Source organism: Beutenbergia cavernae DSM 12333, assembly GCF_000023105.1.
GTDB classification, from domain to species: domain Bacteria; phylum Actinomycetota; class Actinomycetes; order Actinomycetales; family Beutenbergiaceae; genus Beutenbergia; species Beutenbergia cavernae.
This window is the reverse complement of the sequence record NC_012669.1, coordinates 4,441,972-4,468,348: the sequence shown is the minus strand read 5'-3', so window position 1 is coordinate 4,468,348 and position 26,377 is coordinate 4,441,972. Positions and strand designations below refer to the sequence as shown.

Sequence of the window (26,377 nt, the reverse complement as noted above, 5' to 3'; positions counted from 1 at the left end):
GCCGACGGCGGCCGGTGGAACGGGTCGTGCTGGCGAGGCAGGCGCCTGGACTGCGCGTGAGGCGTACGGGTGGGGACGCTAGTCCCGTTCGGCGAGCATTGTCTACTGAGCGTTAAGTAAGTGCCTCTGACCTGCATGAATGCATGCGGGCAGGCGCGATGGCGCCGCCGCCCGTGCGGGAACCTGACGGCGCTGTCAGCCCTCCGACCTGTTCTCCGTCCAGCCGACCCGCGTCGCCCACCCCTCAGCGCCGCGCATCAGCACCTCCGTCGCTGGCTGCTTGATCTGGCCGTAGCCGGCGATGTCGGGCACGCTCGCGGCGAGGCGGAGCTTGAACCGCCCCCAGGCGTCGCGGGCCTCGGCGTCGGCGCGCAGGTAGTCGCGGAAGAGCAGCGCGTAGCGGGCGCTGCCGGACCCGGGCAGCCGCACGTGGACGTTGCACCTGCGTGCGCCGACGGCGGGGGCCAGCACGCGCTTCGGCCACGCCTCGCCCCACGTGACGTCCTCGGCGTTCCACGGCTCGGGCCGCAGGCGGTAGCCGAGCGCCACGAGACGGTCGGCGACGCCGTCGAGGTCGGACGCGCGCACCATCGCATCGAGGCAGTCCTTGGCGGGCAGCCCCGGCACGGATGTCGAGCCGATGTGGTCGACGGCGACCGCGAGCGGCCCGAGCGCGCGGTCGAGCGACGCCACGAGCTCGGAGCCCTCGGCCGCCCATCCCGCGCGAGCCGGGACGACGCGCACGGGGGCCACCTCATCGGGAAACGGCATGGGAACGACCCTACGGGCCCCTCGCACGAGAGGGGCCGCGTGACCGCCCGGACGGTCCGGCGACGGTACCGTCGCCGGGTGACACCCGACGCACCCCCCGCTCTGGCGACCCTCGCCCGCGAGACGGCGGACGCCGTCGTCGCCGGCCGCCTCGCACCTGCCGCGATCGTCGCGATCCGCACGCCCGCCGGCGAGGCGGTGGCCGCGGCCGGGGCGCAGACGTACGACGACGGCGCCCCGCTCGTCGACGCGGATGCGGTCGTCGACCTCGCCTCGCTCACGAAGGCGTACGTCGCGACGACGGTGCTCACCCTGGCGGAGCGCGGCGTGCTCGACATGGACGCGCCAGTGAGCCCGCTTCTCGCCGTCGGCCGGGGCGAGGACGCGGACGCGATCACGCTGCGGCACCTGCTGACGCACACCTCGGGTCTGCCCGCCGTGAGCTTCGCGTGGCGGGACGTCGAGGGGGAGGCGCTGTTCGACGCCGTCCTCGCCTCGGACCTCGAGGCCGCTCCGGGCGAGCGGTTCACGTACTCGTGCCTGGGGTACGTCGCGGCCGGGCGCCTCGCCGAGATCGCGACCGGGCGGCCGCTCGCGGATCTCGTGGCGGAGCTCGTCGCCGTCCCGGTGGGCGCCCGGACCCTGCAGTACGGCCCGGTCGGCGACGGCGCGGCGGTGCTGCCCACCGAGGTGGAGCCGCACCGCGGGCTGGTCCGGGGCGCGGTGCACGACGAGATGGCGCACGCGTTCGGCCGGCCGGTCGGGAACGCCGGCCTGTTCGGCACGGCGGCGGACCTGCTGGCGCTCGGCGGGGGCCTGCTCGGGGACGGCGGGATCTCGCCCGCGGTCGTGGCGGCGCTGAGCACCGACGCGCTGGGCCCGCTCGGCACCCGCGACCTGCCCGGGTACGGCCAGTCGCTCGGGCTGCGGATCGGCGACGCCGGCTTCATGGGCGGGGTCGACGGCGTCGGGCACACCGGCTTCACGGGCACGTCCCTCGTCGTGGACCGCGAGCGCGGAACTGTCGCCGTCCTCCTCACGAACCGGGTGCACCCGAGCCGCGAGCGGTCCGACGTCGGCCCCTCGCGCGCCGCGCTCGCCGACGCCGTCGCCCTCCTCGCCGACGGCGCCGGCGCCGGCGCCGTCACCGCCGAGCGGGGCTGAGGGAGCGGGTCACGGCGTCCGCCGCGGCTACGATCGGGCCCCATGGCGCTCACCGACCGAGCGATCCTGCAGATCAAGGACATGATCGTCACGGGTGAGCTCGCCCCGGGCGACCGGCTGCCCCCCGAGAAGGAGCTCGCCGAGCGGCTCGGTCTGTCCCGCAGCTCGATGCGGGAGGCGGTGAAGGCGCTCGAGATGATCCGGGTGCTCGACGTCCGCCGTGGCGACGGCACCTACGTCACGAGCCTGGAGCCGCGCCTGCTGCTGGAGGCGATGTCGTTCGTCGTCGACCTCCACGACGACGACTCCGTGCTCGAGATCTTCGCCGTCCGGCGCATCCTCGAGCCGGCGGCGACGGCGATGGCGGCGCGGCGCATCGCTCCCGACGACGTCGCCGCGCTGCGTGAGCTGCTCGGCGCGATCGGGGACGACGCCGACGTCGAGAGCCTGGTCGCGCACGACCTCGCCTTCCACGGCACGCTCGTGGCCGCGGCGGGCAACTCCTACCTCGCGAGCCTCGTGGACACGCTGTCCAGCGACACGATGCGCGCCCGCGTGTGGCGCGGCCTGACGCAGCAGGGTGCGGTGCCGCGCACGCTCGCCGAGCACCGCGCGATCCTCGACGCCGTCGAGCGCGGCGACGCCGACCTGGCCCACGCTCTCGCCGTCGCCCACATCGGCGGCATCGAGCAGTGGCTCGCCGACGCCGCCCGGCGGCGCTGAGGGCGCCGCTCGCCGTCGCCCGCACCCCGGAGCGCTCGAGGGCGGGGTGAGCGCGCGAGTGCGGAGCGGCACGGCCCGCACTCGGACGCTCACACCACACTCGGGCGAGCGGACCGCGGGTATCCGTTGGCGCCGCGGAGCCCGCACAGGCAGCATGACTGACGTGACGGCGGTGACGGGGGCCCTGGCGCGCCACCCGGAGGCGCGGCCCGTCGCACGGACGGAGTCCGGCGAGGTGGCCGGCGTGGTCCGGGCGACGCGCTTCGGCCCCGCGATCTCGTGGCGCGCCATCCCGTACGCCGCACCGCCGACCGGGCAGCTCCGGTTCGCGGCGCCCCGGCCGCCCCTGGCGTGGGACGGCGTCCGGCCGGCCACGGTGCGCGGCCCGCAGGCGCCCCAGCCGAACCCGCTCCTGCCCCCACAGCTCGCCCCGATCTTCGGCAGCCGCGGGGCGAACCACGAGGACTGCCTGACGCTCGACGTCCACGTCCCGGCGGCGGCCGGACCCCACGCACCGGGCGCCGCGCCGTCGGTCGCCGCCGACCTCGACGGCCCGCACCCCGTGCTCGTGTGGATCCACGGCGGCGGATTCGAGACGGGCACGGCCGGCGACTTCGACGGCGCCCTGCTCGCGGCGCGCGGACGGATCGTCGTCGTGGCGATCAACTACCGGCTCGGGATGCTCGGGTTCGGGAACATGCTCGACGTCGTCGGGGAGCGGGACGGGATCGGCGCACCCCACGAGCGGGTCGCCACGAACGTCGGGCTGCGCGACCAGATCCGCGCGCTCGAGTGGGTGCGCGACAACATCGGCGGCATGGGCGGCGACCCGGATCGCGTGACGATCGCCGGGGAGTCCGCCGGGGCGTGCTCGGTGTCCCTGCTCATGCAGATCACCGCCGCGCGCGGCTTGTTCCACCAAGCGATCGCCCAGTCCGGCTCCGCGAACATGGCCACCGACCGCGACGACGCCGCCCGGCTCGCGCGCGAGTTCTGTGCGCAGGTCGGGGCGAGCCGGGAGGACCCGTCGTCGCTGTGGACGGCGCCGATCGCGGAGGTCCTGCGCGCCGAGCTCGTGGTGTCGCAGGCGCGCCCGTCCGCGATCACGTGCCGCCCGTGGCTGGACGGCGACCTGCTGCCCGACGACTACGCCGGCCTCGCCCGGGCGGGCGACGAGCCGTCCGCCGTCGCCTTCCTGTCGGGCCACAACCGGGAGGAGCACACGTTCTTCCGCCGGTTCGCCCGCGGCCAGTTCCCGACGACGCGCGCCGCGATCGCCGTCGCCCTCGACGACGCGGTGGGTCCCGTGCGGGCCGCCGAGCTGCTCGCGCTGTACCCGGACGACGACGCCGGGCTGACGGCCCTCGGCACCGATCTCGCGTTCACGATGCCCGGCATCCAGCACTCGGACCGGCAGGCCCGGTCGGCGAACGTCTGGCGGTACCGGCTCGACTACCGCTCGCCGGCGTTCGGGCTCGGGGCGTTCCATGGCCTCGACGTGCTGCTGCTGTGGCCGCAGCGCTCCCTCACCCGGCTGCTCGTGCTCGGCCGCGACCCGTCCGGCCCTGAGCTCGCCGACCGGATGCAGCGGCACTGGGCGCACTTCGTCGCCCACGGCACGCCGGACCCGGACCTCGCCCCGGACTGGACGGCCTACGACCCGCGGAACCGCACCACGATGCTCTTCGGGGCGGACGACGTCGTCGCCTCCGATCCCGAGCGCGGGCGCCGCGAGGTGTGGGGAGAGCAGGAGTTCTTCATCTACTGAACCCCCGTGCCTCGGGGCGGGCGGGCACCGGTAGGGTCGGCGGCGATCGGCCGCACCACGCCGCGGCCCGACGACGTCGTCACCACCGATCGGAGCCCGCCGTGCGGATCACCGCCGTCGAGACGTTCGTCCTGAGCAACCGCTGCGTGCTCGTCAAGATCTCGACCGACCGGGGCATCGCCGGCTGGGGCGAGGCGGTCGCGGAGAACTGGGCGCTCGCGACCGTCGCCACGCTCGAGCGCATGGCGGAGCACCTCGTCGGCCGGGACCCGCGCGAGATCACGAAGCACTGGCAGGTGCTGACCCGGGGCGGGTTCTACCGCGGCGGGCCGCTCATGGGGTCCGCCGTCGCGGGGATCGACCAGGCGCTCTGGGACATCAAGGGCCGGGCGCTCGGTGCGCCGGTGCACGAGTTGCTCGGCGGGCCGGCGCGCGACGCGGTGCGCGTCTACGCCCACGCCGGCGGCTCCGGACGCACCGGCGACCCGGATCTCGCCCGCCGGCGCGTGGAGCAGGGGTACACGCTCGTCAAGGTCGCCCCGGACTACGGCCCCGTGGGCTTCCTCGAGTCGCCGGCGTGGGCGGAGCGCTTCGTCAGCGACCTGCGGGAGCTGCGGGACGCCGTCGGACCGGCGATCGACATCGCCATCGACTTCCACGGCCGCCTGTCGGTCGCGCAGTCGCGGCGCGCGCTGAGCCTGCTCGACGACATCGCTCCGGCGTTCGTCGAGGAGCCGTTGCGTCCGGAGCACTCGGCGCTCATCGGGGAGCTCGTGCACGCGTCGCCGGTGCCGATCGCCACCGGCGAGCGGCTCTACGACCGCTACGAGTTCCGCTCCGTGCTCGAGGCGGGTGTCGCGATCGTCCAGCCCGACCTCTCGCACGCCGGCGGCATCACCGAGTGCTTCCGCATCGCCACGCAGGCCGAGGTGTACGACGCGCAGATCGCGCCGCACTGCCCGCTCGGCGCCGTCGCGCTCGCGGCCTGCCTGCAGGTGGACCTGGCCGTGCCGAACGCGTACGCGCAGGAGCAGGTCGTCGACGTGCACGACCCGGCGAGCCCCGCGCTCGCGATCCTCACGGACCCGTCGGTCCTCACGCCCGTGGACGGAGCGATCCCGCGGCTCACCGGCCCGGGGCTCGGTGTCGACGTCGACGAGGACGCCGTGCGGGAGCGGGTCGCGACGGGCACGCTCGACGCGGGTTCCCCGATCTGGACGGCGGCCGACGGCAGCTTCGCGGAGTGGTGAGCCCCCCGAGCGCGGGCGGGAGCGATCAGGCGACGGCGGGCGCCGGCTGACGCAGCTCGAACCAGACGGTCTTGGCGCCGTCGGGGTGCATGATCGTGCCCCACGTGGTGGCGATCGCGTCGACCAGGGCGATGCCCCTGCCGTTGAACTCGTCCGGCCCCGGGTTGCGCAGGATCGGGACGACGCGGGCGCCGTCGGTCACCTCGACCCGCGTGCGCTCGGCCGTGATGTCGATCGTGAGGTGCACCGGTGGCTGCGCGTGCAGGACGGCGTTCGTCACCACCTCGCTGACCAGGAGGACGAGCAGGTCCCGGTCGCGTTCCGCCAGGCCGGCGCCCGCGAAATGGTCCTCAGCCCAGTGCCGAGCGGGCGCGATCGCAGCAGGTTCGGACTCGATGTCCCGCTCCTCGTGCACGCGCGCCCCTTCCCGACGTCTGGCCTCTACGATCCGGCCTCCGCCCCCGCTCGGCAACTCGTCGCCGGCGGTCCACAGGCTCACCGCAGCCACACCCACCACGCGGCGACCGCGGCGGCGAGCACCGCCACCGCGCCCACCACCCACGGCCAGGCGCGGCGACCTGCGGGAACGCTGTCGGGGGCGGCGGAGGAGACGGGATCGGACGTGCCGGCGACGACGTCGGAGCTCCGCCCGGACTCGCTGCTCGCCACGTGCCCGACGTCAGCGGGCGCCGGATCGGCAGGTTCGTCGTCGACGTCTCCGGGCGGGTCCTCGTGGACCTCGTCCTCGTCGTCGACCGCTTCGTCCGACGTGCCGAGCAGCTCCTCCGCGAGATCGGGCTCGTCCTCGTCCCCCTCCGCGGACGCGGGCGCCGCCGCGGACGCCGCGGCCGCCTCGCCGGGCCGCGGCACGGTGTCGGCGTCCGGCTCGACGTCGTCGAACACCGCCTGCAGCGCGCGCCGCGCAGGGCCGCTCAGCACGGCGGCGTCGAGCGAGGCGCCGACGGCGACGCCGTCGGGTGCGTCGGGTGCGTCGTCGTCCAGCACGTCCGCCACCACGACCGTGACGTTGTCGCGCGAGTGCATGGTGAGCGCCACGTCGACGAGGGCCTGCGCCGCGTGCTCGACGTCGCCGTCGGCCAGCAGCGCCTCGAGGTGCTCGTCCGCCACGTAGTCGCTCAGGCCGTCGCTGCACAGCAGCAGACGGTCGCCGGGCGCGATGTCCGGGACGGCGATGTCGGGCTCGTCGTCGCTCGTGTCGTCCAGGGACCGCAGGATCATGGAGCGGTACGGGTGGGTGCGGGCGCCGGCGGGGGTGAGCTGGCCGTTGTCGACGAGGCGCTGGACGTGCGTGTGGTCCACGGTGAGCTGGGTCAGCTGACCGTCGCGCATCCGGTACAGGCGGGAGTCGCCGATGTGCGCCAGCGTGAGGCCGTCGCCGCCGGCGGCGAGCACGACGAGCGTGGTGCCCATGCCCTCGAGCTCGGGGTCCGCCCGCGACATCGCGTGCAGCGCCCCTCGGGCGCGCTGCGCAGCCCCGACGACGGCTCCCGCGAGGTCGCCGGCCGGGGGATCGCGGACGAGGTCGAGGACGGCGCGCATCGCCACCGCTGAGGCGACCTCGCCGGCCGCGTGGCCGCCCATGCCGTCCGCCAGGGCGAGCAGGTGCGGCGTCGCGAGTGCAGTGTCCTCGTTGTTGGTGCGGACCGTCCCGAGGTCGGTGATGGCGGCGAAACGGAACGACACCGTCATCGACTCACCGCCTCGCTCGCCACTGGATCCGGGCCCCGGTCAGCCTACCGACGCACCGGCCGCGTGCGCGCACATGTGAGGCGTCGTTCGTCGGTCGCGATCCTCAGATCGCGTCGCGCTTCTGCAGGTACCGCATCGCGAGCCAGCCGAGGGGCACGCGGCCCCAGAACGTCAGCACGCGGAAGAGGACCGCCGACGACGCCGCCACCGCCGTCGGCACGCCCGCCGTCCGCAGGCCGGACGTGAGCGCGAGCTCGACGGTCCCGACGCCCCCGGGTGTCGGGATCGCGGAGCCCGCCGCCGTCCCGACGAGGTAGATGATCGCCAGCGACGTGAGCGGGACGCTCTGAGCGAACGCCTCGAGCGCCGCCTGGAACGCCGCGAGGTAGCCGATGGTCATGATGAGGTTGCCGCCGATCCCCATCGCGAGCCGTCCGGGCTGCCCGACGACCCACACGACGCGCGGCCACACCTGGCGCAGCATCGGCACCAGCCGGGCGAGCACCCAGCGGCGCACCGCCGGGAACGCGAACGCCGTCGACGCGGCCACGAGCACGAGAGCGACGACGAGCAGCACGGCCCCGGACGGCAACGAGTCCAGGGCGCCCGACGAGCCGGTGACGAGAGCGATCACCAGGAGCAGCAGGACGGTGGTGACGAACTGCGACACCTGCACGAGCGCCACCGTCGCGAGCGCCATCGGGGTCGCGATGCGGTTCTTCTGCAGGTACCGCAGGTTGAGGGCGGCCGGCCCGATCCCCGCGGGAGCCACGAGCGTGATGACGGACGCCGCCACCTGCACGAGCGTGGTGCGCCAGAGGGGGAGCTTCTCGGGGGAGAACGCGACGAGGCTCATCGCGGAGCCGAGGTAGGTGAGGAGTCCCAGCAGGAACGCCACGACCATCCACACCGGGTTCGCCTCGCGCACCGCGGCGATGATCTGGTCGAAGTTCAGCGTGGTCAGCAGGATGAAGCCGGCGATGACGGCGACGGTGACCGTGACGACCGTCCGGGCGCTGAACCGGGCGAGCTGCATCGGTTCCGTCTGCGCCGTCGGGATGAGGTCGACGAGCAGGTTCTGGACGCGCGCGAGCACCTGCTTGTCGCGGCGCGCCGCCGCCCGGGTGGCGGGCGGCAGGGCCACCGGCTGCAGGATGGGTGCGATCGCGACGAGCTGCTCCTCCGTGAGGGAGCGCGAGGCGCTCGCCATGGCCCGTTCGGGCCCGACGGTGAGCGCCAGGAGCGCGAGCATCTGCGCGAGATCCAGCCGGCGGGCGAGCTCGGACGCCGCGATCTCGCCGTTCTCCCAGGCGGTGAGCCACACGTCGCGCCCGCTGGCCACGAGGATCGCGTCGCCGGTGATCGCCCGGTGCGCCAGACCGGCGTCGTGCGCCACCCGCAGCTGCTCCCAGGCGCCGTCGAGCAGCTCGTCGGTGATGTCGTCCGGCTGCATCGCGGACAGGGTCGTGGCCGAGGACACGTGCTCCCCGACGAGCAGCACCGAGTCCTCCTCGTCCGCGATGCCCTGCAGCCTGGGCGCCCGCACCCCCGCGGCGGCCGCCGCGTACGTCATGAGGGCCGCGCGCGCCGCGGCCGCCCGCAGCGACACCACGGCTCGCTGCTCGAGGCCCTTGAGCCGGATCGTCGACCAGAACGCGGCGAGCGTGCCGACCACCTGCCGGTCGCCGTCGAGCACCACCACGTCCCACCGGGTGCCGTCGGCGTCGACGACGGCGTACACGCGGTTCTCGCCCTCGCGCGCGAGCGCCACCGTGGCCGGGTCGCTCACCCGGAGGCGAATCGGGGCGGGAGGTCCGGCGTCGGCGGGCGCGCTCTCGTCGTCGAGCGTGACGACCGGGGTGGGCGACGAGAACGGCGCGGGTTCGCCGTCGTCGGCCTGCTCCGACGTGGCCGCCATGAAGGCCGGTGACGACGTCGGCGGCGCGCCGTCGTCGTCCGCCCCTCGCTCCTCACGGATCTCCGCCCGCCGCTCCGCACGGGCCGGCAGCGCGTCCGGGTGCTCGGTGACGTAGCCGATCGGTGAGTTGGTCGTCACGAGCTCGGCGGTGGCCTCGGCGAGGTCCTCGGGATCAGCGATCCGCTGGATCCGCAAGGGATCGAGCCCGGCCCGGCGGATGGCGGTGACCAGGTCGCGACCATACGCGCGCTCCCCGCGCACGCCCCACAGGTACCGGGCGGCCAGGCCCAGCGCGCGGCCGAGAAGCACCGAGACCAAGGCCCCGGGCAGGGACATCGCGCCCATGAGCACCTGGAGCACGAGGACGATCCAGAGCAGGTTCCACGACCACCCGACCGCGCGGCGCCGGTCGCGCGAGCCGATCGTGGTGAGCAGGGCGGCGATCGCGGCGACCGCCGGCGACAGCGCTGTGCCGGAGGCGATCGCGAGGCCGTCGACGAGCGCGTCCGGCGCGAACGACCTGAGCAGCCACGCGCCGGCGCCGGTCAGCAACGCCGCGACGACTGCGGCCGCGAGCGCCTCGAGGACCACGCGGACCTGGCGCCGGATCAGCCGCTCGACGATGACGAGGAGCGGCAGCAGGAACGTGACGAGACCCTCGAGGAGGTTCAGCGGGATGTCGAGAAGACGTTCCAGGAAGTCAGGGAGGGCGTTCTCGATGTCCTCCGTCACGCCCTCGGTGGTGCGGTGCGCGTACACGGCGAGGAGCAGGACGAGGACGACGCCGAGCAGCGCCAGGATCATCGCCACCAGGTCACCGGGCCGGCGCAGCCGGTGCGCGGGCACGTCGATGATCTCGACCGTGCGCGTCGGCGGGGGCACCGACGGTGCCGGCGCCTGGGGCACCGTGGTGCCCGGCGCGTCCGCCTCGCTCATGCGTGCGAGTCTAGGCGGCACCTTGCGGAACTCCCGTGTGCCGCGTTGCCGCGGCACCCCGCTCGCGGTACGAATGGGCCGCGGTGCGAAAGACACGGCGCGGCTGGTGCCACGCCGCGGTGGGTGTTGACGAACCGGAAGGCAGGACAGTCATGTCGGAGTCGCCCGGGGCCCCCGCGCCCCTGTTCTCACAGCTCGCGGGTCAGGTCTGGTACTACCCGGTGATCCGTGGCGTGCTCGCGATCATCCTCGGCATCCTGGCGCTCGTGTGGCCCGGCGCCACGGTGCTCACGCTGGTGCTCCTGCTCGGCGCGTTCTGGGTCGTGGACGGGATCGTCGAGCTCGTCGACGGCATCCGGTGGCGCGGGCTCCCGGGCGCGGGATGGCGCATCTTCTTCGGGATCGTCAGCATCATCGCCGGCCTCGTGCTGCTCTTCCGGCCGGGCATGTCGCTCGACGTCATCATCATCGTCGGCGGCATCTGGGCGATCCTCGGCGGGATCTTCATCGTGGTCGCCGCGTTCCAGGCGCGGCCGCTTCCCGGCTGGGGATGGACCCTCTTCACCGGCATCGTCATCGCGATCCTGGGCATCCTGCTGCTCGTGCAGCCCGGCATCACCGCCGCGGCACTCGTGCTCACGCTGGGCATCTGGGCGATCGTCGTCGGCCTCGTGCTCGTGATCCTGGGCTTCCAGATCCGGTCGGCCGGCAAGCGGGCCGCGAACGACGCCCGGACCGCCTGACGCGGGGCGCCGTCAGGCGAGGCCGAGCGCCGTCAGCCACGCCTCGGGGAGCAGCTGGTACCCGACGAACGCGACGACGTCGATGAGCGTGTGCGCGATCACGAGCGGCAGCACGCGGTGCCCCCACCGCGGGCTCAGGTAGTACCAGGCGAACAGCACACCCATCGCGACGTTGCCGATCGCCATTCCGGGCCCCTGGTACAGGTGGTAGCTGCCCCGCAGGAGCGCGCTCACGACGAGGATCGCCGGCACCTGCCACCGCAGCTCCCGCAGCCGCTCGGCGAGGTAGCCGACGACGACGACCTCCTCGACGAGCGCGTTCGCGAGCGCGGCGAGGATGAGCACGGGCACCGTCCACCAGATGCCGTCCAGCCCGGACGCGCGCACCTCGACCGTGATACCGAGCGCCCGCCCGATCGCGTAGACCCCCAGCCCGGGGATGCCGACGAGCGCGGCGAGCACGACGCCGTCCCGCAGGTCTTTCCACGGCCGCGTCAGGTCGAGCCCGATCCGCCGCGCGGCGCTCCGCCCGTTCGCCGAGAGGAGGTACAGGGCGAGGAACGCGGGCAACGCCAGGAACGCGATGCGGCGCAGCTGGTACAGGAGATCGAGCCACGGGCGTTCGTTCGCCGGCGGGTTGAGGGTGGCGGACTGGTCGCCGAGCGGGATGTCGATCGTGAGGCGGTCGACGAGGTTGAGGATCGCGAGCGTCGCGCTGCCCAGCAGCGACACGCCGAGCACGAGCCAGATCTCCCAGGTGAGGCGGCGGCGCGTCGCTGCGGGCGACGGTGCGGGTGCCCCTGGGCGGTCGGTGGGCGCTGGCGTGGGTGCCGCTGGGCGGTCGGTGGGCGTTGGCGCGGACGCGCGAGCGTCGGCAGGCCCCGGCGCGCCCGGTGGTGCGCCCTCGGCGTCCGTCATGTGCTGGTTCTACCACTCCGACCCGAGGGTGCCCCGCGCTTCGCCGAGTGCGTGGTCTCTCCCGGGTGCCGTCGGCGTGTCGCGGCAGAAGGAATGCACTCGGCGAAGGAGAGAGTCGAGGGCGGCGGGACCTCGGGACCGGCGGGGTCTCGACCTGGAAGAGTGGTCCTGTGCGATACGTGATCATCGGCGCCGGCGCGGTCGGCGCGACCATCGGTGCGTCCCTCCACGAGGCGGGACGCGACGTCGTTCTCGTCGCACGGGGCGAGCACCTGCGTGTGCTGCGCGAGGACGGCCTGACGTTCGCGACGCCGTCGAGCACCCGCGTGCTGCCCATCCCGGCAGCGGGCGGGCCGGACGACCTGGTGCTCCGACCGGACGACGTCCTGGTGCTCGCGACGAAGTCGCAGGACACCGCCGGTGCGCTCGCGGCCTGGGCGCCGGCGACGGTGGACGGCGGAACGGCCGGCGAGCGACTGACGGTGGTGTGCGCGCAGAACGGCGTCGACAACGAACGGCAGGTGCTGCGCCGGTTCGGGCACGTCGTCGCCGTCACGGTGTGGCTGCCGGCGACGCACCTGCGGCCGGGCGTCGTCGTCGCGCCCGGCGACCCGGCCCCCGGGGTGCTGACGCTGGGCCGGTACCCGTCCGGCGTCGACGCGACGGTCGAGCTCATCGGCACGGACCTCGCCGCCGGCGGGTTCGTCGCACCGGTGCGCGACGACGTCATGCGCTGGAAGTACGCCAAGCTGCTCGGCAACCTCGGGAACGCGGCCGACGCGCTGTTCGGGCGGGACGACGATGCCGCGAGCCTCGTGCGACGCGCCCGCCAGGAGGGCGAGGCGGCGCTGGAGGCCGCGGGGATCCCGTGGACGTCGGACGAGGAGCAGTCGGCGATGCGCTCCGCCTTCGGCGTGGGGACCGTGCCGGGCTTCGAACGCGGCGGCAGCTCGACGTGGCAGTCCCTCGCACGCGGCACCGGGTCGGTCGAGGTCGACTACCTCAACGGGGAGATCGTGCTCCTCGGGCGGACGCACGGCGTCCCGACCCCGGTGAACGCGGCGCTCCAGGCGCGTGCCGCCGTCGCCGCAGCGGCCGGCGCCGCGCCGGGCTCCGGCCGCGCGGCGGAGCTGCTCGCCGCACTCGCCGCGCAGTAGCCCGGCTCAGGCCGCCTGCGGCTCCGGAACACGCTGCACGCGGCCCCGGACGACCAGGAGCGCCACGAGTCCGGCTGCGATGAAGACGAAGTTGAACGGCGCCGCGAGCGCGAGCAGCGACGAGGTCTGCTCCCCGGACTCGGCGTCGATCCCGCCCGTCGCGAGGAAGAGCGTGGGGTCGAAGAGGCCGTGCAGGACGATCGGCCAGATGAGGCGCCCCGTCACGCGAAGCGTGAGGTACATGCAGGCACCGAAGCCGAACGTGTAGACGATCGTCAGCGCGACCGTGGCGGGCGCCATCCCGGCGAGGAGGTTGGCGCTGTGGAGCAGGGCGAAGATGAGCGAGGACACGGCCATGACCGTCCACTCGGACCGGCCACCGTCGCGGAGCATCTTCACGACGATCCCGCGGCAGAGCACCTCCTCGCAGAACCCGATGAGCAACCCGGACAGGAGAGTCACGAGCACGACGCCCGAGGCGTAGCTCTCGTAGTCGATGCCGGCGAGCCGCAGCACGATCGGGACGGCCACGAGCACCGGGATGACCCACATCCAGGCTCGTCCGCCGATCGGCTGGGGGCCGAAGACCGGGCCGAACCAGCGCACGGAGGCGAGGAACGCCGTCAGCACGATCGCGCCGATGATCAGCGCGAACGTCAGGCCGGCGAACACGCTCATCGGCGTCGCGAAGACGTCGTCGTCGCCGAGCTGGTCGCGGAACAGCGTCCCCGCGAGGAGGCCAGCGGCCAGGTAGATCGCGAGGTAGACGACGGCCAGCAGGACGGCGCGCCATACGCCGCCCCGGTTCCAGAAGGTGCGCCAGGGGCTGTCGGCGATCGATGTGGCCACAGGGATCCTCCAGGGCTGGGCGCCGTCGGATGTGCGCGTTCGTGGGGACTGTAGGGCGCCGGCGAGCCGCCCGCGCGTCGGGTGGATCGACGACGGCGGTTGTCCCGGTGGGCCGGGCCGTGCATACTTGGCAAAGAAGTTTGTACTGCAAAGTTCGACGGGACCTGAGGAGGTCAGATGACGGATCCCCGGGAAGGTGGTCCCTCGTCGGAGGTCGAGCCGTCCGAGGGCCTGGACGCCGCGGAGAGCCTCCGCATCCTTGGCGCGGACGCCGCACGCGTCAGGGTGCGGATCGAGCCCGACGGTCGCGTGCTGTTCCTCGTGTGGGGAATCGCGTGGACGATCGGCTACCTCACGCTCTGGGTCGCGAGCCGCGACGACGGCGTGCCCCCGGGCTGGGCCTTCGTGGTGTTCACCGCGGCGCTGGTGATCGCGATCGTCCTCACGGCGGTGCACATCGCTCGCCGGACCATGGGGGTGCGGGGCGCGAGCGCGGTCAGCGGGGCGATGTACGGCTGGGCGTGGTCGCTGTCGTTCGTCATGCTGGGGGTTCTCCTGCGAACGATGGGTGAGCACGGCGCCTCCGAGGAGCTCATCGGCCTCATGGCCAACGGGATCTCGTGCCTCATCGTCGGCGCGCTCTACATGGCCGGTGCCGCGATCTGGCGTTCCTGGAGCCAGTTCGCGCTCGGCGTCTGGATCGTGCTGGTCGGTGCCGTCGCGACTCTCTCAGGTGTCCCGACCGCGTTCCTCATCATGGCCACCGCCGGTGGCGGGGGGATGCTGGTCGGCGCTCTCCTCACCCGCCTCAGCCTCCGCCGGGCCACGGCGTCGCGATGAACGACGGCCTCGACCCGGTCATCCACGCTCCGGCGCGGCTGCGACTGGTCGTCGTCCTCGCCCAGCTCGGCCCCGAGGACCGCATCTCGTTCCCCCGCGTGCAGAAGGAGCTCGACATGACCGCCGGGAATCTGTCCACCCACGTCCGCAAGCTCGAGGACGCCGGGTACGTCGCTGTCACCAAGACCCACGAACGGCGCACGCCCGTCACGTATCTCGCGCTCACGTCCGAAGGCCGCGTCGCGCTCGAGCGCTACAGGGCCGCCGTCACCAGCCTGCTCAAGGGAGCCGTCTCATGACCGCCGTCATCTCGCTCGACCACGCCACGCGGCGCTACGGAGACGTCGTCGCGCTCGACGACGTCTCGCTGGAGGTGCCGGCCGGCGAGCTCGTCGGCCTGCTCGGCCCGAACGGCGCCGGCAAGTCCACGCTGCTCAACCTGGTCAACGGGCTGCGCCCGACGACGTCCGGCACGGTCCGCATCTTCGGCGCCGACCCGCGCGTCCCGGCGAGCCGCATCCAGCTCGGCACGACACCGCAGGAGACGGGGCTGCCGCCCACGCTCCGCGTCGGGGAGGTCGTCGACTTCGTGGGCGGGCACTACCCGGATCCGATGTCGCGGGACGAGCTGCTGAGCCGGTTCGGCCTCGCCGACCTCGCGCAGCGCCAGACCGGTGGGCTGTCCGGCGGGCAGAAGCGGCGGCTCGCCGTCGCGCTCTCCATCGTCGGTCGGCCTCGGCTGGTGCTCCTGGACGAGCCCACCACCGGGCTCGACGTCGAGGCGCGGCGCCTGCTGTGGGACGCGGTGCGCGAGTACCACGCCGACGGCGCCACGATCGTCGTCACGAGCCACTACCTCGAGGAGATCGAGGCGCTCGCTCAGCGGGTGGTCGTCATCGGGCACGGGCACGTGCTCGCCGACGACGACCTCGCCACGATCGTCGGCCGGGTCTCCGCCCGGCACGTCCGGCTCCGCCTGGCCGGAGACGCGCGCGCCGTCGTCGACGCGCTGCCGGGCGTCGTCGACGCGACCGCCGACGGCGACCGCTGGACGATCCTCACGACCGACTCCGACGCCGTCATCCGCGCGCTCGTCACTCAGGGCGTGACGTTCTCGGGCCTCGAGGTCCGCGGCGCCAGCCTGGAGGAAGCCTTCCTCGCCATGACCGCAAGTGACGACGACGGCGACGCCTCCTCCGGTGCGCACGTTGCGCCGTCGTCGTCCCCCTCCGACCAGACCCAGGGAGCACTCCGATGACCGCCGCCACTGCCTCTGTGCCGGTCCGACCGGCTCGCCCTCCGCGTTCGGCGCTCCGCCTGGGGCTGCTGCACGCCAAGTACCAGTTCCTTGAGGCGATCCGCATCCCGATCGCCGTCATCGGCACGATGATGTTCCCGACGCTGGCGATGGTGTTCTTCGTCGTGCCGAACCAGGCGGTGGCGCAGAACCCGGTCTTTGCGACGGCCGCCGTCGCGCAGCTCGGGATGTTCTCGATCATGGCGACGTGCCTGTTCACGTACGGCACCGGCGTCGCGGAGGACCGCGACCGGCCGTTCGACCCGTACATGCGGACGCTGCCGGCCGGGGCGTCCGCCCAGATGATCGGGCGGGTGGCGAACGGGCTGATCTTCGCGGCGCTCGGGCTGCTGCCGCTGGTGCTGGCGGGGTGGATCCTCACGGCGGCGACCCTGTCCTGGTCGCGGCTGCTGGTGAGCGTCCTGACGATCCTCGCGCTCGCGATCCCGTTCACGATGCTGGGGCTCGGGATCGGGTACTCGCTGCCCTCGAAGGCGGCGATCGCCGTCGTGCAGGTGGTCCTGTTCCCGCTGGCGTTCGCCGGTGGGCTGTTCCTGCCGCCGCAGATGTTCCCGGGGTGGCTCGACGCGTTCTCGCAGGCGCTGCCCTCGCGGGCCGGGCGGGACCTGCTGGTGCAGGTGACGTCCGGGGAACCGGCCTACGGCCTCGCCCTGCCTGTGCTCCTCGGGTGGACCGTGCTGTTCGCGGTGTTCGTGGTGTGGGCGTACCGGCGCGACGAGGGGCGCCGCTTCCGCTGACGGGCCCTCCGGGCCGCATCGCTGGAGCCCGGTCGATCGTGTGGTTGTTCCCCTGGAAGGGCGGTTCGGGGGACGAACCACGCGGTGGCGGTGACGCCGGGTCTCTGCCTGGGTCGCCGTGTGGTTGTTCCCCCGGAGAGGCCGGTTCGGGGGACGAACCGCACGGTGGCGGTGACGCCGGGTCTGTGCCTGGGTCGCCGTGTGGTTCTTCCTCTGGAGGGACGGTTCGGGGGACGAACCACACGATCGTCGGGTCCTTGCCTGGGTCGCCGTGTGGTTGCTCCCGCGAGGGTGGTCGTTCAGGGGAGGTTCGGCACGGTCGGTGCCGGCGTCGCACCGGTTGTCCCCAGGGCGCGGACAGGGCCGGGTGTGAGCGGCTGTCCACACCTGGACGTCGCGGAGTCCGACGGAGGTGGTCTCCTCGTGGGGTGCGCACGCTCGCTCCCACTCCGCAGGCGTTGCTCGATGCGGCCCGGCTGCAGTTCGGCCTGGTGACGACGGCGCAGTGCGAGGCGGCCGGGATCACCAGGAACGCCCGCGCCGTCCGCGTGGCACGTGGTGATTGGGTGCGCCCGACGCGTGGGGTGTACGACCTTGCACCCGGTGCGGCGGTCGACATGGACCCCGGATGGCGCCGGAGACGCGGTGCGGTGCTCGGCCTGCTCGCCTATGGCCCGGAAGCGGTGGCGGTGGGGACGTCTGCGCTCGCGCTGCACGGCCTCTGGGGTCTGCCGCTTCGCTCTCTCCCGCAGGTAGCGCTCCCGAGCGGCGACAGCCGACTGTCCCGCGACGGAATCCGCGTGCGCCGTTTCACCGTCCCGCGGGTCACGCGAACCGGCGAGGGGTATGCGGTAGCTCCCGTTGGCCTCGCACTCGCACAGGCGATCCCGGAGCTCGATCGTGACCACGCCGTCGCTCTGCTCGACTCCGCACTCAACCTGGAGCGCATCGACGGCGCTGACATCGCCAAGGTGCGCGACGTCGTCCGCCACCGTCGAGGCGCCAGCCGAGCCGCAGGGTGGTGGGACCTCGTGGACGCCAGGTCCGAGTCGACGTACGAGACGTTCGCCCGGCTCGAGTGTCACGACGCCGGGATCGCTCCCGACGAGCTCCAGGTCCCGATGGTCCTTCCCGACGGCCGGCGCGCCCGCGGCGATCTCGGGTGGCAGATCGACCCCAGGACCTGGCTGCTCGCCGAGATCGAGGGCGAGGATGCTCACGCTGCACGCCGTGCCCGGCGCAAGGACCAACGTCGGCAGAACGGCCTCACGATCTCGGGCGAGGCGACAGTTCTCCGGTACGACCCGGCGGACGTGTGGACGGGTGTGATCCCCGCGGAGGTGAAGGAGTTCCTGCGATCGCGTCGGCGTCGGGGCGCGTGACTGGGCACCTACCGTGAGGTGGTTCCCCCGTGGCGCCGGGGTCACCGTGTGGTTGTTCCCCCGAAGAGGTCGTTCGGGGGACGAACGACACGGTACTCGGGCCTCTGGCTGGTCACCGTGTGGGTGTTCCCCTGTGGTGGCTATTCGCGGGACGAACCACACGGTCGCCGTGACGCCGGGGTCACCGTGTGGTTGTTCCCGGGAAGGGGTCGTTCGGGGGAACAACGACACGGTGCTCGGGCCTCTGGCTGGTCACCGTGTGGGTGTTCCCCTGTGGTGGCTATTCGCGGGACGAACCACACGGTCGTCAGCTGGGGCGCTTCCCGATCTCGACGACGTTCGGGCCGGCGTCGGACGCCGTCCCGCAGCCGCAGCCGCACCCACCGCCCGAGGCGGGCACACCCGCGCTGCCCGCAGCGGCGTCGTCGGCGGTCTGCTGCGCGTGGCCTTCCTCGGCCCACTCCTCGGCCTCGCCGTGGGCGCGCACGCCGGTGACGTCGTACCCGGCCTCGTCGATCGCGGCGCGCAGCGCGTCCTCCGCGAGCGGTGCGTGCGAGAGAACCGTGACCTCGGACGTACCGCCGGCGTGCAGCTCGACCGTGACGCTCTGCACGCCGTCGACCGTCTCCAGCTCGTTCGTGACCGCGGACACGCAGTGACCACAGGTCATGCCGGTGACGTCGAGCGTGGTGAGGGTGGTGGGCATCAGGGGCTCCTTGGGTCGTGGGGTGGGCCCGCCGTGGACGATTCGTCGCCGCGACGGCAACGAATCCTCCGCGGGCTGCAGGCGATTCGGGTCGTTCAGCTGCGGACGAGCCGCGCGATCGCGTCGGCCGCCTCGCGGACCTTCGCGTCGCCCTCCTCGTCGCCCGCGCGCGCGGCGTCGACGACGCAGTGGCCGAGGTGGTCCTCGAGCAGTCCGAGGCTCACCGCCTGGAGCGCCTTGGTCACTGCCGACACCTGGGTGAGGACGTCGATGCAGTACTCGTCCTCGTCGATCATCCGCGCGATCCCGCGGACCTGACCCTCGATGCGACGCATGCGCTTGGCGTAGTCCGCCTTGGTTCCGCTGTAGCCGGGCATGGGAGCTCCTCTCGTCTGTGGAGAAGCATACCCCACAGGGGTATCATTCGAGGCGACGACGGCGGCCGGGCTTCTTCTCGGCGGATCGCTTGCCTCATACCCCCGAGGGGTATACGTTGACTCACGACCAGTACCCCGAGGGGGTATCCGATGGGGAGAGGATCCGACATGTCGACGCAGACCTACCAGGTGACCGGGATGACGTGCGGCCACTGCGAGAGCGCCGTGCACGGCGAGGTCGCCACCCTCCCCGGCGTCACGCGCGTGGAGGTGTCGGCGGTGACCGGACGGCTCGTCGTCGTCGCCGAGGCGATCCTGGCCGACGACGCCGTCCTCGCCGCCGTCGACGAGGCCGGCTACTCCGCGGAGCGTGCGGAATGAGGACACCCACGAGGCTCGGGCTGTTCGGCGCCGGGCTGGCGGCGATCTTCGCCGCGACGTTCGCGGTCGGGTCCGCAGTGATCCCCGACGACGCCGCGGCGGGGTGGGCAGACACCGACGAGACCCGCGAGGCCGGCGACGACATGAGCCACGAGGACGACATGACGAGCACCGAGGACCCAGCGGCACCGGCGCCGGACGACGAGGCCAGCCACGAGGACGGCGCAGCCGAGGCCGGCGGGACGCACGACGACGGCGCCTCCGGCGGGCACGGCGAACCGGTCCGCGGGCTGTCGCTCGAGCAGGACGGCTACGTGCTCAGCGAGGTGACGGCGCCCGGCGGCGTCGGCGAGGCCGGCGACCTGTCGTTCCGGGTCGACGGCGGCGACGGCCACCCCCTGACGGCGTTCGCCGAGTCGCACGAGAAGCGCCTGCACCTCATCGTGGTGCGCTCGGACGGGAGCGAGTTCCGGCACGTCCACCCGGAGATGTCCGACGACGGCACCTGGACGATCCCCTGGACGTGGGACGAGCCGGGCACCTACCGCGTGTTCGCCGACTTCGTGCCGGCCGACGGCGCAGCGGACGACCCGCCGGACGTGACGCTGACCCGCAGCGTCGACGTGGAAGGCGCCGCGACGCCGTCGCCCGCCACGACCGTACGGACGACCACGTCGGTGGACGGGTTCGACGTGACGCTCGACGGCGAGCTCCTCGCGGGCGCCGACTCCACCCTCACCGCGACCATCACCCGGGCCGGCGAGGACGTGACGACGCTCGAGCCGTACCTCGGCGCGTTCGGTCACCTCGTCGCGCTGCGCCAGGGCGATCTCGCCTACCTGCACGTCCACCCGGAGGGCGCCGAGCCGGCTGCCGGCGACGTGTCCGGCCCGGAGGTGGTCTTCGCCACGCAGGCGCCGACGCCGGGCCGCTACCTCCTCTACCTGGACTTCCAGGTCGACGGCGAGGTGCACACGGCCGCGTTCGTGCTCGATGCGGCGGCTGACCACCACGCCCCGGAGAGCAGCGACGACGGCAACGAGGACAGCACCGACGGCGGCGAGCACTGATGGCCGCGGCGTCCTTCCAGAGCGCACCCGGCGTGATCGAGCTCGAGGTCGGCGGCATGACGTGCGCGTCGTGCGCGATGCGGATCGAGAAGAAGCTCAACCGGCTCGACGGCGTCGAGGCCACGGTGAACTACGCGACGGAGAAGGCCACGGTCACGGCCCCCGAGGGCTACGACCCGCAGCTGCTCATCGCGGAGGTCGAGAAGACGGGGTACACGGCGCAGGTTCCGGTGCCGCCGTCGTCCGCCACGGCGGATGACGACGACGCCGACCGGCCCGACCCGGAGCTGACCTCGCTCCGGCAGCGACTCGTCGGCGCCGTCGTCCTCTCGGTGCCGGTGATCGTGCTCGCGATGGTGCCGGCGTGGCAGTTCACGTACTGGCAGTGGGCGTCGCTGGCGCTGGCCGCGCCCGTGGCGCTGTGGTCGGCGTGGCCGTTCCACCGGGCCGCGTGGCTGAACCTGCGGCACGGTGCGGCGACGATGGACACGCTCGTGTCGGTCGGTGTGCTCGCCGCGTTCGGCTGGTCCCTGTACGCCCTGTTCCTCGGGACGGCCGGCGAGCCCGGCATGACGCACGGTTTCGAGCTCACCGTGGGCCGGAGCGACGGCGCCGCCAACATCTACCTCGAGGTCGCCTCGGGCGTCACGATGTTCGTGCTGGCGGGCCGCTACTTCGAGAAGCGGTCCAAGCGGCAGGCGGGGGCGGCGCTCCGGGCCCTCCTGCAGCTCGGCGCACAGGAGGTCGCCGTGCTGCGCGGCGGCGCCGAGACGCGCATCCCCATCGACCAGCTCGTGGTGGGCGACGAGTTCGTCGTCCGCCCGGGGGAGAAGATCGCGACGGACGGCGTGGTGGTCGCCGGCGCGTCGGCGGTCGACGAGTCGATGCTCACCGGCGAGTCCGTGCCGATCGAGGTCACGGAGGGCGACGCCGTCGTCGGCGCGACGGTCAACGCCGGCGGGCGGCTCGTCGTGCGGGCCACGCGGGTGGGCTCGGACACGCAGCTCGCCCAGATGGCGCGGCTCGTCGAGGCGGCCCAGTCGGGCAAGGCCGAAGTGCAGCGACTCGCTGACCGCATCTCCGGGGTCTTCGTGCCGATCGTCGTGGCGATCGCCGTCGGCACGCTCGGCGTGTGGCTCGGCGGCGGCTTCCCGGCCACCGCGGCGTTCACGGCCGCCGTCGCCGTGCTCATCATCGCCTGCCCGTGCGCGCTGGGCCTCGCGACGCCGACGGCGCTGCTCGTCGGGACGGGGCGCGGCGCCCAGCTGGGGATCCTCATCAAGGGCCCGGAGGTGCTCGAGTCCACGCGGCGCGTCGACACGATCGTGCTCGACAAGACCGGCACGGTGACCACCGGGCGCATGACGCTCACCGCCGTCGTGGCGGACGACGGCGTCGACCGCACCGAGCTGCTCCGCCTCGCGGGCGGGCTCGAGCACGCCTCCGAGCACCCCATCGCGCGGGCGATCGCGTCAGCCGCGGCCGACGAGGTCGGGGAGCTGCCGACGCCCGACGGCTTCACCAACCTCGGCGGGCTCGGGGTGCGCGGAACCGTGGAGGGGCGTGCGGTCGTGGTGGGTCGCGCGTCGCTCGTCGCGGGTTCCGGACGCGCGACCGGCGGTGCTGAGGGTACGTCCGACGACGGCGGGACGACGCCGGAGGCCGACCTCCCGCCCGCGCTCGCCGCGGCCCAGGCGAGCGCCGAGCGCGACGGACGCACCGCCGTCGTCGTCGGATGGGACGGCGCGGCCCGCGGTGTCCTGGTCGTGGCCGACGCCGTGAAGCCGACGAGCGCTGAGGCCGTGCGCCAGTTCCGCATCCTCGGGCTGACGCCTGTGCTGCTCACCGGCGACCACCGTGCGGTGGCGGAGCAGGTTGCCGCGGAGGTCGGGATCGAGCGCGTGATCGCGGAGGTCCTGCCGGAGGGCAAGGTCGAGGCGGTGGCGGCGCTCCAGGCCGAGGGTCGGGTGGTCGCGATGGTCGGTGACGGTGTCAACGACGCCGCGGCGCTCGCTCAGGCCGACCTCGGCCTCGCCATGGGCACGGGCACCGACGTGGCGATCGAGGCGGCCGACCTCACGCTCGTGCGCGGCGACCTCCGCGCCGCGGCCGACGCCATCCGGCTCTCGCGCCGCACGCTCGGGACCATCAAGGGCAACCTGTTCTGGGCGTTCGCGTACAACACCGCGGCGATCCCGCTCGCGGCGCTCGGGTTGCTGAGCCCGATGCTCGCCGGGGCAGCGATGGCGTTCTCCAGCGTGTTCGTGGTGGGCAACAGCCTGCGGCTGCGGTCCTTCGCGTCGCGTGCGACCGACGGCGCCGGCGCCCGCTGAGGCGATCCGCGGGCGGGCCGTGCGTCGAGTCAGACTCCAGCGGCCGAGTCAGACCCTCCCGAGGGTCTGACTCGGCCGCTGGAGTCTGAGTGGGCGACGACGACGGCGGATGCGGACGGCGGCGGCGGGTGCGGGCGGCGGCGGGTGCGCGTGACGGCGGGCGATGGTGCCGGGCGTGATCGGAGGGCCGAGCGCGGCCTGCCAGGATGGTGCCCGATGAGACGCGCGACCACCGACGCCCGCCCGTACCCCCGCCCCGACTGGACCTTCGTCCTCGCCGACTCCCTCGAGAAGGTGTTCCCCGACGTCGCGCCGCGGCCGATGAGCCGGCCGGAGCTCTCGGGGTTCCTCGGCGAGGCGCTCGCCGTCCAGCTCGCCTTCTTGCCCCCGGCCGCCCACAGCCCCGCCGCGATCGGACCGGTGACGGTCCGGGCGCGCGGCGAGCTCGCCCACCTCGCGCGGCTCAGCACCGTCGAGCTCGTGCCGTGCCAGCTCCCCGCGTTCGACGGCCACGACGACGGCTACCTCCGCGATACGCCAGGGCTGTACCCCGACCTGCTGCGGCCGATCGAGCAGGCGGACGCCGGCGACGCCCGGGCCGGCGCCCCAGGCGCCGTCGACGCCGCCGGTCTCGCCGGCACGCTCCACCCACGCCTGGGCTACTGGCAGGCGGTGTGGGTCGACCTCCAGGTCGACGACCCCGCGCTCGCCGGGCGCCGCACCCTCACGCTCGAGATGAGCGACGCCGACGGCAAGCCGCTGCACACGGCCGAGCTCGCCGTCGTCGTCCATCCCGTGGCCCTGCCCGCGCTCGACATCGTCAACATGCACTGGCTGCACGCCGACAGCCTCCTGACGTACTACGGCGTCGACGCGTTCAGCGAGGAGCACTGGCGCCTGCTCGAGGAGTACGTGGCCTCCGCCGCGGCGATGCGCGCCAACTCGCTGCTCACGCCGACGTGGACGCCGCCCCTCGACACCGCGATCGGCGGTACACGCCCGCCCGTCCAGCTCGTCGGGATCAGCGACGACGACGGCGGGGCGTACGCGTTCGACTTCTCCCGCCTCGGGCGGTGGCTGGCGCTGTGCAAGCGGCACGGCATCACCACGCTCGAGGTCGCACACCTCTTCACGCAGTGGGGTGCGACGGCGACGCCGGCGATCTACGTCGAGACGCCGTCGGGCACCGAGCAGCGCTTCGGCTGGCACGTGCCGGCGACCGACCCGAGCTACCGCGAGCTGCTCGCCTCGCTGCTGCCCGCGCTGCGCGGGTACCTCGCGGAGCACTGGTCGGGCGACGTGATCTTCCACGTGAGCGACGAGCCGCGCCCTGAGATGTTGAGCGACTACCGGGAGGCGCGGGCCGTCGTCGACGACCTGCTCGACGGCGCCACGATCGCCGACGCGCTGAGCGATCTCGCGTTCGCGCAGGACGGCGTCGTGGACACGCCGATCGTGGCCACGAACCACGTGCAGCCGTTCCTCGACGCCGGGATGACGCCGTGGGTGTACTACTGCGTGTCGCAGAACCGCGACGTCGCGAACCGGTTCATCGCGCTGCCCTCCGTGCGCAACCGCGTGCTGGGGCGGCAGCTGTTCGCGTTCAGCGCCCCCGGGTTCCTGCACTGGGGCTTCAACTTCTGGTTCGCGCAGCACTCGACCCGCCCGATCGACCCGCACGCCGACACCTCCGCCGGCGGCGCGTTCCCCTCGGGCGACCCGTTCATCGTGTACCCGGGGCCCAACGGCGAGGCGTGGCCGTCGCTGCGGCACCGCGTGTTCGCGCAGGCGATGGACGACCACCGGGCGCTGCAGCTCCTGCGGACGCTCACGGACCAGGCGACGGCGCGGTCGTACGTCGACGAGGGCGGTGCCCTGGCGTACGACGCGTTCACCTACGACCCCGAGCACTACCTGGAGACGCGTCGCGCCGTCGACGCGCGGATCCTCGCCGAGCTCGCCGGCGCCCGGGCTACGTGACCTCGACCCTCTGGCAGCCGCGCAGGTCCGCGAGGAGGTGAGCCTCTTGCTCGATGAGCGCGGCGGCTGTGGCGATGGGTCGGTCGAAGGGGCTGATCTGTACGCGGAGCGCGGTGCCCTTCTTCTGCGAGCGCCAGGTGGCGACGATCTCGCCGTCGATGACGACGGCGCCCGGCGCGCTGAGCGCCGGCCAGAGCACTGTGCGGCTGGATGGATCCGGGATCAGTGCGGCTCGGTCGGGGGCGAGGAGGTAGGGGTCGTTGGGCGGCAGCAGGCGCACTCCGGAGGGCGTGCGGGCGTCGCGCAGCTCGTCGACATCGTCGCGCAGGACTGAACCCGTGTGGCCGTCCCAGCTCACGTCCTGGAGGTCGTCGGCGATCTCGGCGAACCGGTGCCGGGCGGCCCCGGCGGCGGTTCTGGTCCAGTCGGCGAATTCGCCGGGCGTCGCGGGCCCGTAGCAGTGGAGAAACCGCCGGAGCAGCTCGCGGCCCGCGTCTCGTGCGGCGGGCGACCCGACCTCGGGGACGTCGGTGCCCAGCCACTTGTCGACCCGGACGTAGCGGACCTGCCGGCCGGAGCGTGGTGCGAGGCAGGAGATGCCGGCCGCGCTGGGGAGTCGGAACAGGCTCTCGTGGATGTGGCGTGAGCCGCAGCGCTGGCACCACAACGACATCGGCCCGGGAAGCCGGGCGGTCATGGCCGCGCTGAGCTCGCCGGTGCTGCGAACGCCGCCGGCCAGCTCGGCGTGCGCTGCCTCGACCACGCGGTTCAGGGCCTCGATCGGTCTGATGCCGGCGGCTGCGAGCGCCTTCGCGGCGCCTCGGCCGAACTTCACGCGCAGCGACGCGTCGTCGGTGTCGATGCCGCCGACGGTGAAGACCGCCAGATCCTCCGGGCGCACCAGCGCGGGTACCAGGCGCGGGTCCTCCACCTCGACCAGGTGTTTGCCGGACAACGCCGCGGACACCCGGTCCTCCGAGACGCCGTTCACCCGGGCCAGCAGCGCGACCGGTGCCGAACCGGCCGGGCTGTTGCGCACGCCGCAGGTTGCCGTCGCCTCTCCCATCCGCGCGGCGCCGAGCCTCCGCGCCAGGTGCTGCTGGCGAAGCCGGAACGCGAGCACCTGCCTGCGGGTCGTCGTCACCACCACGCCATCCTCCGGTGCGAGCAAGGGGCGGCACTCCAGGGTGTCGTCATCGTCCCGGGTCAGCGTAGAACCGAATGCGGACGTTCTGCCTCCTGCTTACCTCGGGCTTGCCGGTAGGCGACCGTTCGTGACCCCTCGGCCATGGGTGGGCGCGAGCCGGTGTGTCGAGTGGTCGCGAACGGCGGTCCGGGTTGCCGGG

24 protein-coding genes are annotated in these 26,377 nt (G+C 73.5%); 15 read left to right on the top strand and 9 right to left on the bottom strand.

The window, feature by feature from the left end; all coding sequences use genetic code 11:
- Positions 1-195: 195 nt before the first annotated feature.
- On the bottom strand, positions 196-771 hold the full coding sequence (locus tag BCAV_RS20335; RefSeq protein WP_015884517.1) for a GrpB family protein: 576 nt from the start codon (positions 769-771) through the stop codon (positions 196-198).
- 78 nt (positions 772-849) lie between these two features.
- Here BCAV_RS20335 and BCAV_RS20330 point away from each other — a divergent pair, with 78 nt between their 5' ends.
- The 4 genes from BCAV_RS20330 (at position 850) to dgoD (ending at position 5,676) form a co-directional block, all read left to right on the top strand.
- Positions 850-1,935 (top strand): serine hydrolase domain-containing protein, encoded by a 1,086-nt coding sequence (locus BCAV_RS20330; RefSeq protein ID WP_187292833.1) that lies wholly within the window; start codon positions 850-852, stop codon positions 1,933-1,935.
- A 42-nt stretch (positions 1,936-1,977) separates the two neighbouring features.
- Positions 1,978-2,658, top strand: coding sequence for a FadR/GntR family transcriptional regulator (locus BCAV_RS20325; protein WP_015884515.1), 681 nt, complete (start codon positions 1,978-1,980; stop codon positions 2,656-2,658).
- Positions 2,659-2,821: 163 nt separating this feature from the next.
- On the top strand, positions 2,822-4,426 hold the full coding sequence (locus BCAV_RS20320; RefSeq protein ID WP_187292832.1) for a carboxylesterase/lipase family protein: 1,605 nt from the start codon (positions 2,822-2,824) through the stop codon (positions 4,424-4,426).
- 101 nt (positions 4,427-4,527) lie between these two features.
- Positions 4,528-5,676: a galactonate dehydratase gene (gene dgoD, locus BCAV_RS20315; protein WP_015884513.1), complete on the top strand. Its 1,149-nt coding sequence runs from the start codon at positions 4,528-4,530 to the stop codon at positions 5,674-5,676.
- Between the two features lie 25 nt (positions 5,677-5,701).
- Here dgoD and BCAV_RS20310 read toward each other — a convergent pair whose 3' ends face one another.
- The 3 genes from BCAV_RS20310 to BCAV_RS20300 form a co-directional block, all read right to left on the bottom strand.
- Entirely contained in the window at positions 5,702-6,091 is a 390-nt protein-coding gene (locus BCAV_RS20310; RefSeq protein WP_015884512.1) for an ATP-binding protein, read from the bottom strand.
- Between the two features lie 80 nt (positions 6,092-6,171).
- Entirely contained in the window at positions 6,172-7,386 is a 1,215-nt protein-coding gene (locus BCAV_RS21920; RefSeq protein WP_015884511.1) for a PP2C family protein-serine/threonine phosphatase, read from the bottom strand.
- 103 nt (positions 7,387-7,489) lie between these two features.
- Complete coding sequence (locus BCAV_RS20300) at positions 7,490-10,240, bottom strand: lysylphosphatidylglycerol synthase transmembrane domain-containing protein (protein ID WP_015884510.1); 2,751 nt, start codon at positions 10,238-10,240, stop codon at positions 7,490-7,492.
- Between the two features lie 152 nt (positions 10,241-10,392).
- Here BCAV_RS20300 and BCAV_RS20295 point away from each other — a divergent pair, with 152 nt between their 5' ends.
- Entirely contained in the window at positions 10,393-10,983 is a 591-nt protein-coding gene (locus tag BCAV_RS20295; protein ID WP_015884509.1) for an HdeD family acid-resistance protein, read from the top strand.
- A 12-nt stretch (positions 10,984-10,995) separates the two neighbouring features.
- Here the strand turns inward: BCAV_RS20295 and BCAV_RS20290 are convergent, their stop codons facing one another.
- Positions 10,996-11,901, bottom strand: coding sequence for a CPBP family intramembrane glutamic endopeptidase (locus tag BCAV_RS20290; protein WP_043347642.1), 906 nt, complete (start codon positions 11,899-11,901; stop codon positions 10,996-10,998).
- A gap of 170 nt (positions 11,902-12,071) precedes the next feature.
- Between BCAV_RS20290 and BCAV_RS20285 the strand changes: the two genes are divergently transcribed.
- A complete protein-coding gene (locus BCAV_RS20285) occupies positions 12,072-13,058 on the top strand; it encodes a ketopantoate reductase family protein (protein ID WP_015884507.1) in 987 nt (328 codons plus the stop codon).
- Positions 13,059-13,064: 6 nt separating this feature from the next.
- On the opposite strand, the gene BCAV_RS20280 is transcribed toward BCAV_RS20285, so the two are convergent.
- Positions 13,065-13,907 (bottom strand): CPBP family intramembrane glutamic endopeptidase, encoded by an 843-nt coding sequence (locus BCAV_RS20280; RefSeq protein ID WP_015884506.1) that lies wholly within the window; start codon positions 13,905-13,907, stop codon positions 13,065-13,067.
- A gap of 177 nt (positions 13,908-14,084) precedes the next feature.
- On the opposite strand from BCAV_RS20280, the gene BCAV_RS20275 reads away from it, so the two are divergent.
- From BCAV_RS20275 to BCAV_RS20255, 5 genes are all read left to right on the top strand, one after another.
- Positions 14,085-14,747 (top strand): hypothetical protein, encoded by a 663-nt coding sequence (locus BCAV_RS20275; RefSeq protein ID WP_015884505.1) that lies wholly within the window; start codon positions 14,085-14,087, stop codon positions 14,745-14,747.
- A complete protein-coding gene (locus BCAV_RS20270) occupies positions 14,744-15,046 on the top strand; it encodes a transcriptional regulator (RefSeq protein WP_015884504.1) in 303 nt (100 codons plus the stop codon). The genes BCAV_RS20275 and BCAV_RS20270 overlap by 4 nt, the downstream gene beginning before the upstream one ends.
- Entirely contained in the window at positions 15,043-16,005 is a 963-nt protein-coding gene (locus BCAV_RS20265) for an ABC transporter ATP-binding protein (RefSeq protein ID WP_015884503.1), read from the top strand. The genes BCAV_RS20270 and BCAV_RS20265 overlap by 4 nt, the downstream gene beginning before the upstream one ends.
- Complete coding sequence (locus BCAV_RS20260) at positions 16,002-16,802, top strand: ABC transporter permease (protein ID WP_015884502.1); 801 nt, start codon at positions 16,002-16,004, stop codon at positions 16,800-16,802. The genes BCAV_RS20265 and BCAV_RS20260 overlap by 4 nt, the downstream gene beginning before the upstream one ends.
- Before the next feature lie 428 nt (positions 16,803-17,230).
- The gene (locus BCAV_RS20255) at positions 17,231-18,184 is read left to right on the top strand and encodes a type IV toxin-antitoxin system AbiEi family antitoxin domain-containing protein (RefSeq protein ID WP_015884501.1); all 954 of its coding nucleotides are present in this window, start codon (positions 17,231-17,233) and stop codon (positions 18,182-18,184) included.
- Between the two features lie 307 nt (positions 18,185-18,491).
- Here BCAV_RS20255 and BCAV_RS21915 read toward each other — a convergent pair whose 3' ends face one another.
- On the bottom strand, positions 18,492-18,890 hold the full coding sequence (locus BCAV_RS21915) for a heavy-metal-associated domain-containing protein (RefSeq protein WP_015884500.1): 399 nt from the start codon (positions 18,888-18,890) through the stop codon (positions 18,492-18,494).
- A 95-nt stretch (positions 18,891-18,985) separates the two neighbouring features.
- Positions 18,986-19,267 (bottom strand): metal-sensitive transcriptional regulator, encoded by a 282-nt coding sequence (locus BCAV_RS20245; protein WP_015884499.1) that lies wholly within the window; start codon positions 19,265-19,267, stop codon positions 18,986-18,988.
- Positions 19,268-19,435: 168 nt separating this feature from the next.
- Between BCAV_RS20245 and BCAV_RS20240 the strand changes: the two genes are divergently transcribed.
- The 4 genes from BCAV_RS20240 to BCAV_RS20220 all read left to right on the top strand — a co-directional run bounded on the left by BCAV_RS20240 (position 19,436) and on the right by BCAV_RS20220 (position 25,031).
- Positions 19,436-19,648, top strand: a complete 213-nt coding sequence (locus BCAV_RS20240) for a heavy-metal-associated domain-containing protein (protein ID WP_043347636.1) — start codon at positions 19,436-19,438, stop codon at positions 19,646-19,648.
- Positions 19,645-20,718 carry a hypothetical protein gene (locus BCAV_RS20235; protein ID WP_015884497.1) on the top strand — a complete coding sequence of 358 codons (1,074 nt, stop codon included), beginning with the start codon at positions 19,645-19,647 and terminating at the stop codon, positions 20,716-20,718. Before BCAV_RS20240 ends, BCAV_RS20235 begins: the two co-directional genes overlap by 4 nt.
- Complete coding sequence (locus tag BCAV_RS20230) at positions 20,718-23,051, top strand: heavy metal translocating P-type ATPase (protein WP_015884496.1); 2,334 nt, start codon at positions 20,718-20,720, stop codon at positions 23,049-23,051. Before BCAV_RS20235 ends, BCAV_RS20230 begins: the two co-directional genes overlap by 1 nt.
- A gap of 216 nt (positions 23,052-23,267) precedes the next feature.
- The gene (locus tag BCAV_RS20220; protein WP_015884495.1) at positions 23,268-25,031 is read left to right on the top strand and encodes a DUF4091 domain-containing protein; all 1,764 of its coding nucleotides are present in this window, start codon (positions 23,268-23,270) and stop codon (positions 25,029-25,031) included.
- Here the strand turns inward: BCAV_RS20220 and BCAV_RS20215 are convergent.
- On the bottom strand, positions 25,024-26,178 hold the full coding sequence (locus BCAV_RS20215) for a winged helix DNA-binding domain-containing protein (RefSeq protein ID WP_043347629.1): 1,155 nt from the start codon (positions 26,176-26,178) through the stop codon (positions 25,024-25,026). The two genes, BCAV_RS20220 and BCAV_RS20215, sit on opposite strands and share 8 nt — an antisense overlap.
- Positions 26,179-26,377: the final 199 nt, after the last annotated feature.

Bases quoted from the DNA above. Each gene is read 5' to 3' on its own strand.
- BCAV_RS21915 (WP_015884500.1), bottom strand. From the start codon at position 18,890: ATGCCCACCACCCTCACCACGCTCGACGTCACCGGCATGACCTGTGGT.
- BCAV_RS20300 (WP_015884510.1), bottom strand. From the start codon at position 10,240: ATGAGCGAGGCGGACGCGCCGGGCACCACGGTGCCCCAGGCGCCGGCA.
- BCAV_RS20260 (WP_015884502.1), top strand. From the start codon at position 16,002: ATGACCGCCGCCACTGCCTCTGTGCCGGTCCGACCGGCTCGCCCTCCG.
- BCAV_RS20275 (WP_015884505.1), top strand. From the start codon at position 14,085: ATGACGGATCCCCGGGAAGGTGGTCCCTCGTCGGAGGTCGAGCCGTCC.
- BCAV_RS20220 (WP_015884495.1), top strand. From the start codon at position 23,268: ATGAGACGCGCGACCACCGACGCCCGCCCGTACCCCCGCCCCGACTGG.
- BCAV_RS20235 (WP_015884497.1), top strand. From the start codon at position 19,645: ATGAGGACACCCACGAGGCTCGGGCTGTTCGGCGCCGGGCTGGCGGCG.
- BCAV_RS20335 (WP_015884517.1), bottom strand. From the start codon at position 771: ATGCCGTTTCCCGATGAGGTGGCCCCCGTGCGCGTCGTCCCGGCTCGC.
- BCAV_RS20240 (WP_043347636.1), top strand. From the start codon at position 19,436: ATGTCGACGCAGACCTACCAGGTGACCGGGATGACGTGCGGCCACTGC.
- BCAV_RS20270 (WP_015884504.1), top strand. From the start codon at position 14,744: ATGAACGACGGCCTCGACCCGGTCATCCACGCTCCGGCGCGGCTGCGA.
- BCAV_RS20325 (WP_015884515.1), top strand. From the start codon at position 1,978: ATGGCGCTCACCGACCGAGCGATCCTGCAGATCAAGGACATGATCGTC.
- BCAV_RS20245 (WP_015884499.1), bottom strand. From the start codon at position 19,267: ATGCCCGGCTACAGCGGAACCAAGGCGGACTACGCCAAGCGCATGCGT.
- BCAV_RS20265 (WP_015884503.1), top strand. From the start codon at position 15,043: ATGACCGCCGTCATCTCGCTCGACCACGCCACGCGGCGCTACGGAGAC.
- BCAV_RS20290 (WP_043347642.1), bottom strand. From the start codon at position 11,901: ATGACGGACGCCGAGGGCGCACCACCGGGCGCGCCGGGGCCTGCCGAC.
- BCAV_RS20230 (WP_015884496.1), top strand. From the start codon at position 20,718: ATGGCCGCGGCGTCCTTCCAGAGCGCACCCGGCGTGATCGAGCTCGAG.
- BCAV_RS20295 (WP_015884509.1), top strand. From the start codon at position 10,393: ATGTCGGAGTCGCCCGGGGCCCCCGCGCCCCTGTTCTCACAGCTCGCG.
- BCAV_RS21920 (WP_015884511.1), bottom strand. From the start codon at position 7,386: ATGACGGTGTCGTTCCGTTTCGCCGCCATCACCGACCTCGGGACGGTC.